The following is a 7045-nucleotide window of genomic DNA, read 5'->3' on the forward strand; positions in this document are numbered from 1 at the left end:
AAATGGAAGCCATTAATTTGATAGATTCATTCGCGGAATTTAAAGAGCTTAAAAATATTGACAGGGCAACCTTGATGAGAGTATTGGAAGATATTTTCAGAAACATGCTTATCAAGCGTTACGGGACGGACGAGAATTTTGACATCATTATAAATATCGACAAGGGTGACTTAGAAATCTGGAGAAACCGTATCGTGGTGGAAGACGATGCCTTCGAAAACCCGAATACCCAAATTTCGCTAACGGAGGCAAAGAGAATCGATGCCGACTATGAGGTGGGAGAAGAGGTGACCGACGAGGTGAAATTCAAAGATTTCGGACGCCGTTCCGTGCTGGCTTTAAGACAAAACCTTTCAGCCCGGATTCTTGAACTGGAGAAAGACCACATCTTCACCAAATACAAAGAGAAAGTGGGCCAGATCGTGACCGGAGAGGTTTATCAGGTATGGAAAAAAGAGATTTTAGTTCTGGATGACGAAGGCAACGAGCTGATCCTCCCGAAACAGGAACAAATCCCCAGTGATTTCTTCAAGAAAGGAGATACTATCCGTGCAGTCGTTATTCGCGTGGAGATGAAAAACGCCTCCCCGTACATCATCCTTTCCCGTACATCACCCGTATTCCTTGAAAGATTGTTCGAGAACGAGGTGCCGGAAATATTTGATGGTTTGATCACGATCAAAAACGTGGTACGTGTTCCGGGAGAACGCGCCAAAGTGGCCGTTGAATCATACGATGACCGTATCGACCCGGTAGGAGCTTGCGTCGGAATGAAAGGTTCACGTATACATGGCATCGTCCGGGAACTGAGAAACGAAAATATCGACGTGATTAACTACACGAACAACATCCAACTATACATCACCCGTGCGTTGAACCCGGCCAAGATCAACAAGATCGAAATGGACGAGGAAAACAAGAGAGCGAACGTTTACCTGAACCCGGAGGAAGTTTCCCTGGCTATCGGTAAAGGCGGTTTGAACATCAAACTGGCTAGCCAGCTCACGGGCTACGAGATCGATGTTTATCGTGAACTTGAAACCGCAGAGGAAGAAGACGTTAACCTGGAAGAATTCTCCGACGAGATCGAACCATGGGTAATCGAGGAACTGAAACGCGTGGGTTGTGACACGGCAAAGAGCGTGTTAGAGTTAAGTGAATCAGAATTAGAGAGCAGGACTGATCTTGAGATAGAGACCATCAGGGATGTTCTCAAAATATTAAGAGCCGAATTTGAATAAGGAACGCTCAAGGTTATAATGCTTGTAAAATAAAATCTTAATATGGCAGTTAGACTAAGTAAAGTTGCTAGAGAATTTAACGTAGGTTTGTCCACGATAGTGGATTACCTGCAGGAAAAGGGGATTAAGATTTCATCTGATCCAAACGCAAAATTAACAGATGACCAGTACTCTTTAGTAGCGAAAGAGTTTTCTACCGATAGCGAGGCTAAAAAAGAATCCAATCGGGTAGATTTAAAAAATACACGGTTAAAAAAAGAAACGGTTACCATTGATAACATGAACAATGGTACGGAGGAACACGCTCCGGAATTTATATCTATAAAGGACGAGATTAAACTGGAAAATAAAATTAAGGTCGTGGATCACATCGACCTGAACAGACTGAATAAACAACAAAAACCGGAAGAGAAGGTTGAGGAGGTAAAAGAGGTGAAGATCGAGGAAAAGAAAGAAGAAAAACCGGCAGAACCTCAGGTAAAAGAAACTCCCGTAGTTGCACAAAAGCAAGAACGGGAAGAAGCTCAAGCTCCTGTTGCCAGAACTCCGAAAACGATCATCAAGCAACCGAAAGTTGAAACCCGTCAGGAGGAAAAAGCCCCGTCTGAAGATCATTCCAACAGAACCGACAGGGAAGTGAGCTACAAATCACCGACCCCGGCAATTAAAGACGTGAAGGTTGTCGGGACAATCGATCTGGACGCGATCAACCAGCGTACTCGGCCCCCGAAGAAGAGTAAACAAGAAAGAGAAAGGGACAAACGAGAACTCAAGAAAAAATCTTTGGTTCCTCCCAAGAGTACGGATGACATCGTGATCAAGAAAAATGTTGTGATAAACGAAGGTGAAGAAGATTCAGATGAATCGGAAACTCGTAAAAAGAGAAAACGTATTCTGAAAAAAGACGAGAAAATCAATATTGAAGCTTCTAAAACCGCCAAACAGGAAGAAAGCAAGAAAAAAATAAAGAAGATAAAGAAAAAGAAAGCCAGCAAGGCTGAAATTTCTGAAGAAGACGTACAAAAGCAAATCAAAGACACGTTTGCCCGTTTGGGGAACAAGGGAAAAACCAAGAGTTCCAAACACCGGAGAGACAAGCGAGATGCCGTACACCAGAAGATGCAGGCCGAAATGGAGCAGGCTGAACTGGAAAAGAGTATCCTTAAACTCACGGAATTCGTTACGGTTAGCGAGTTAGCAACCATGATGGATATTTCCGTGGCAGATATTATCTCAACTTGTATGTCTTTGGGCTTGTTCGTGTCCATCAACCAACGTCTGGATGCAGAAACCATTAATATCGTGGCAGAAGAATTCGGATTTGATGTCGAATTTGTGAGCGTGGATATTCAGGAGGCCATTGACGAGGATGAAGACGAACAAGAAGAACACGTGGAATCCCGTCCGCCAATCGTGACCGTTATGGGACACGTTGACCACGGTAAAACATCTTTACTGGACTATATCCGTAAAGCAAACGTGATTGCCGGAGAGGCAGGAGGAATCACCCAACACATCGGTGCTTACAGCGTAAAACTTACTGACGGTAGAACCGTGACCTTCCTAGATACCCCGGGACACGAGGCGTTTACGGCCATGCGTGCCAGAGGTGCCCAGGTAACGGATATTGCCATCATCATTATTGCAGCCGATGATAACGTCATGCCGCAAACTGTTGAGGCAATCAATCACGCCAGCGCGGCAGGAGTACCCATTGTATTCGCGATAAACAAAATTGATAAACCGGGAGCTAACCCCGACAAGATCCGGGAAGAACTGGCTGCCATGAACTACCTCGTAGAAGAATGGGGTGGTAAATACCAATGTCAGGAAATCTCCGCTAAAAAAGGTCTTCATGTAGAAGAACTTCTGGAGAAAGTGTTACTTGAGGCTGAAATCCTAGAGTTAAAGGCTAACCCGAAACGGAAAGCGATCGGTTCAATCATCGAGTCCTCGCTGGATAAAGGACGGGGTTATGTGGCAACCGTACTCGTACAAAGCGGAACGTTACGCGTAGGAGACGTGGTACTAGCCGGACAATATTTCGGACACGTGAAAGCCATGTTCAACGAACGCGGAAGTAAAATGGAAGAGGCCGGACCATCCTGCCCGGCATTGATTCTCGGTTTGAACGGGGCTCCACAGGCTGGTGATAAATTCAACGTCATGGGTAACGAGAAAGACGCCCGTGCCTTGGCTAACAAACGGGAACAGTTACAACGCGAGCAGGGATTGCGTACCCAGAAACATATCACGCTGGACGAGATCGGCAGACGTATTGCCATCGGAAACTTCCAAGAGTTGAACATCATCGTGAAAGGAGACGTGGACGGTTCTATCGAGGCTTTGTCCGACTCTTTGATCAAGTTGTCAACCCCGGAAATCCAGGTGAACGTGATCCACAAAGCCGTGGGACAAATTTCCGAAGGCGATGTTATGTTGGCTGCCGCATCGAACGCCATCATCATCGGATTCCAGGTACGTCCCTCCATGGGTGCCAGAAAGCTGGCAGAGAAAGAGGAAATCGACATCCGACTTTACTCTATCATCTACACGGCGATCGAGGAAATCAAATCCGCCATGGAAGGTATGTTATCCCCGGAATTCAAGGAAGAGATCACCTCTACCGTGGAAGTGCTTGAAACATTCAAGATTACCAAGGTGGGAACGATTGCCGGATGTATCGTGAGAGACGGAAAGATCACCCGTTCTTCAAAAGTACGCGTGATTCGGGACGGTATCGTGATCTTCACCGGAGAACTGGGATCATTGAAACGTTTCAAGGACGACGTGAAAGAAGTTTCCAAGGGATTCGAGTGTGGTTTGAACATCAATAATTACAACGATATTCAGACAGGAGATTTCATCGAAAGCTTTGAAGAAGTGGCCGTGAAAAAAACATTATAAAAAATTTAACTATAAGCTAACATAGTTTCTCTCGATAATTTTGTACTTTGCATCACTAAATTTTAGAGAGAAATTATTTTAAAAACTAATTTAATTTATTCATGAAAAGACTATTAATTCTTACAGCAATATTAACCTTAATGGTTGGGGCTGCAAATTCACAGGTATTAAAACCAGTGAAATGGCAAATTTCTTTCAAGAAAGTAAGCGAAGGTGTTTATGACATCATCTGCAAAGCGACAATTGAAAGCGGATGGCATCTGTACGATACCAAATTACCGGAAAACGGACCTCTTCCTACAACCTTCAACATGGATGAAGACGAGACGAAAGACATTGAATTAGTAGGAGAATTTAAAGCAACAACAGAACCTAAAACTGAAAAGAGCGAGGCCTTCAACATGGAATTGAAATATTTCGAAGGGACCGTGACTTTCGTACAACGGGTGAAACTGAAAGGAGACAAAGCTAAATTAGTAGGCTACGTAGAATATATGTCTTGCTCTGGTGGACAATGTATCCCTCCTGCCGAAGAAGAATTTGAATTCGAATTAACGAAATAATCAAAAGGCCGTCTTCGGACGGCTTTTTTTATCTCTCTTCCCCATTGATCAACTAGAAAGAATAAAAATACATGCACTACAACCGAATTCTCTTGTTCTGTATCGTCTTCCTGTTGTTCACGTCTTGCAAGGAGAAGAAATCACCCGTTCAAACCGATTACTCGCTGGAATTTCCTCACTCGTCACAAACGCTGACTCTTTTGTTTTGCGGGGACATCATCCAACACCTTCCGCAGATATATAGCGCGCACGAACCATCGGAAAAAGACTACAAGTACCAGAAATGTTTCAAGTACATCGCTCCTTATTGGGCAGATGCCGATTTCGTCATCGCCAACCTGGAAACGACCTTGGGAAATAAAGACTTTTCCGGTTATCCCCGCTTCTGCTCTCCCTGGCAAATTGCCCGGGACCTTCATCAACTGGGAGTAACAACCTTTGTTACCGCCAACAACCATAGCTGTGACCAACTCGGGAAAGGGATCACCAATACCATCTATTATTTGGACTCATTAGGAATCCCACACACGGGAACATTCACAGATACCCTCAATTACAAAAAGAGACACCCGCTCTATCTTCAAAAAGACGGTTTCAAAATAGCATTGCTCAACTACACGTACGGGACAAATGGCCTCCCCGTTCCGAAAGGTTTTGTCGTCCCGCACATTGACACGACCGCCATAAAACAAGACATCCAACTGGCCCGCCGGGACACGGTCACCAACATCATAGCCTTCATGCACTGGGGGTATGAATACCATAACTTTCCGAACAAGGAACAGCGGGCATTAAGTAAATGGTTGCATGAACAAGGAGCTGATATGGTCATCGGCTCACATCCCCACGTGGTCCAGCCGATAGAATATTATACCTCGGACAAAGATACACTAGGCGTTACAGTTTTCTCTCTGGGCAACTTTATTTCCAACCAGTCCCAACAAGGAACAGAAGGAGGAATATGTATTCGCGTGACTTTAACGAAACCCCGGAACCATCCTGTACGTTATCAGATGGAGCCGATTAAATTTTACATGTACCGTCCCTACGAGGAAGGGCGGCGGCGTTATTACGTGGTACCGGAAAATTTGGCTGACAGTGTTATGAAAGATTTTCACCTGACGAAAAGCAAGAATTTCTTCAAGAAAACAGATACAATACTGAAATCAACCAAAACTTTTAGTTTTTAGCTTTCCGGTTTTCACTTACATATTTATATATTTGTATGACCTTAAAATAACATGAAGATGAAACTAGCAGTAATCGCACATGACGGGAAAAAAGCAGATATGGTTGCTTTCCTGAACAGACATTATGAATTCATGCACTCGGCAAACATAGAGATCATTGCTACCGGGACTACCGGAAAACATGCACAGGCTGCCGGGTTAAAAGTTGAACGCCTTCTTTCCGGTCCACTCGGGGGAGATGCCCAGATTGCAGCACAAGTGGCAGAACATAAAGTACAAATGGTGCTGTTCTTCCGTGACCCGCTTGGGAAACACCCTCACGAACCTGACGTGCAAATGTTAATGCGTGTATGTGACGTTCACAATGTTCCATTAGCAACGAACCCGGCATCCGCGGAATTGATGCTGAAAGGTTTCGAGAAACAGATGCAGAAATAGTTAATGTTTTATTAAACTTTGTGTGAAGATTTGCAAATCCGCACACAAAAAACTATGTTTGTATCGATTAAAGGTTTGTAAACCATGAGGAAACGACAGATAGCTATTATCCCGCTTATTTTTGCTAGCATGATTATGCTACTGTCGTCCATTATGCCTCATCATCACCACGGTAAATTAATCTGTTTCACGGCTACACATGAACACAGTTCGTTCATCGAAAAAGCATGTAACCACGAACATGACTCAACTCCTACCGAGGGTGAATGTGAAGTCAGATTACTATTCCAGACAAGTGTTGTAAAACAACATCATGACGAGTGTAATTGTTGCCCGAATATCATTCCGGATCAACCATTCCAATCCATACTGACCCTTGCCAGGTTAGATCACTCGTTATCACTTCTCGGAGTACCAAAAGAAGTTCCACCCATATTTTACCGGGAACGTCTCCACCCGATCACGTGGAGCGTCACCTCTGCCGGCAGGGCTCCTCCTACCGTAATAGCTTAAATATAGAATTACTCGCCCGGCGTGAACCGGACAATTATTATTTATTGTTTTATTCTCAACATTAAATCACTTATTTATGAGAACAATTATTTATGCTATTACAATATTAGCGATCTCCTTATGGGGGTGCAAAAACCAATCATCACAAGATAAACACACTCACTCCGCAACGGAAACTCACGCAGGACATGAC

6 protein-coding genes are annotated in these 7045 nt (G+C 44.1%); all 6 read left to right on the plus strand.

Features of this window, described 5'->3' with window-relative positions:
• The first annotated feature begins 2 nt into the window (after positions 1 to 2).
• The 6 genes from nusA (at position 3) to AB5542_RS08950 (ending at position 6852) form a co-directional block, all read left to right on the plus strand.
• Entirely contained in the window at positions 3 to 1241 is a 1239-nt protein-coding gene (gene nusA, locus AB5542_RS08925; protein WP_118303950.1) for a transcription termination factor NusA, read from the plus strand.
• A gap of 42 nt (positions 1242 to 1283) precedes the next feature.
• Positions 1284 to 4148: a translation initiation factor IF-2 gene (gene infB, locus AB5542_RS08930; RefSeq protein ID WP_087421513.1), complete on the plus strand. Its 2865-nt coding sequence runs from the start codon at positions 1284 to 1286 to the stop codon at positions 4146 to 4148.
• A gap of 101 nt (positions 4149 to 4249) precedes the next feature.
• Positions 4250 to 4711, plus strand: a complete 462-nt coding sequence (locus AB5542_RS08935; protein WP_229128272.1) for a protein-disulfide reductase DsbD domain-containing protein — start codon at positions 4250 to 4252, stop codon at positions 4709 to 4711.
• 71 nt (positions 4712 to 4782) lie between these two features.
• Complete coding sequence (locus AB5542_RS08940; protein WP_087421511.1) at positions 4783 to 5901, plus strand: CapA family protein; 1119 nt, start codon at positions 4783 to 4785, stop codon at positions 5899 to 5901.
• A 57-nt stretch (positions 5902 to 5958) separates the two neighbouring features.
• Positions 5959 to 6339, plus strand: a complete 381-nt coding sequence (locus AB5542_RS08945; RefSeq protein WP_027200415.1) for a methylglyoxal synthase — start codon at positions 5959 to 5961, stop codon at positions 6337 to 6339.
• Positions 6340 to 6423: 84 nt separating this feature from the next.
• On the plus strand, positions 6424 to 6852 hold the full coding sequence (locus tag AB5542_RS08950) for a DUF6769 family protein (RefSeq protein ID WP_140402595.1): 429 nt from the start codon (positions 6424 to 6426) through the stop codon (positions 6850 to 6852).
• Positions 6853 to 7045 lie beyond the last annotated feature (193 nt).

Origin of the sequence: Butyricimonas sp. RTP31003st1_G1_RTP31003_210430, from assembly GCF_040920905.1 — a bacterium.
GTDB lineage: Bacteria > Bacteroidota > Bacteroidia > Bacteroidales > Marinifilaceae > Butyricimonas > Butyricimonas paravirosa.